Origin of the sequence: Ferrovum myxofaciens (assembly GCF_000735045.1) — a bacterium.
Lineage (GTDB): Bacteria > Pseudomonadota > Gammaproteobacteria > Burkholderiales > Ferrovaceae > Ferrovum > Ferrovum myxofaciens.
This window is the reverse complement of the sequence record NZ_JPOQ01000125.1, coordinates 1-961: the sequence shown is the minus strand read 5'-3', so window position 1 is coordinate 961 and position 961 is coordinate 1. Positions and strand designations below refer to the sequence as shown.

General features: G+C 48.3%; 1 protein-coding gene. It reads right to left on the bottom strand.

Annotation, left to right across the window (positions count from 1 at the left end; translation table 11 throughout):
* Window positions 1-961, bottom strand: a 961-nt coding sequence (locus tag IV91_RS0111455; RefSeq protein ID WP_035417945.1) for an ISL3 family transposase, incomplete at both ends; no start/stop codon positions are given.

Genomic DNA, 961 nt, shown 5'->3' with positions numbered 1-961 from the left:
TGAAATACAGTGGGTAACTGAATTTCAGTTTGCCGCACAAAAAGTAAATCATGTTGATGAAATTTCCAGTATTGCGGTAGCCCCTGGCGCGTCTTTTTGCTAGTTGAACCTTGCTGTTGATTCCTTCCAGGATGCCGTTGGTGATGCGCGATTCTACAAAATGAATGATGCCGGACCAATGCCCCCTGACCATTTTTGAGAAGGCCATAAAGGCGGGGATTTTAGCCTCTTCTACCTCGTTACACCAGTTGGTCAGAAACGTGGTTGCAGCCGCTTTGTTGGGCATTTCCCACAGATCATTGAACAGCACTTTCAACCTATAGGCTTTGCCCAGATTGGGATAAAGTTCGATCATTTCTGATAGTGATTGTTCTTGTTTGTCTGATAAGTTTTGTCGGTTTCTCAGGAACGTGTACTTGTGCCCTTTTAATTCCTCATGCTCAATCCGTTCAACTCTGCGTACCTTATCCATTGCTTCATTGAGCAATTTGACGACATGAAACCGATCAAAAGTGATGGCCGCAGCTGGGAAGGATTCCGCAGCACCGGCAATGAACGCTGGCGACAGATCCATACTGAGCTGCGTAATCTGCTCCTTTGGCGCACCCTTGGATTCAAGGTGTTGCTGAATGTTCTTCAAGGTTTCTTTGCCTTTACCCTCACACGCATGAATGACGCGAGCGGTCTCCAGATCGACGCCTAACGTGACGTATTTATGACCTTTACGTGATGAGGTCTCATCCACACCAAGCCGGGTGATTGAGGACGGATCATCTGCATCGCGTGCTTGAGCAATCCAGTGATTGAACACCGCCCATACTCGTTGTGGGTTAACTCCCAATATTTCGGCCACCCGATTCACCGGCATTTCGCGTTCGATTAACGCCATGGCAAATGCCTCAAACAACAGCGTAAATCCACTGCCGGGGCGGGACCATGGCACATCAACCGTCAACACCTT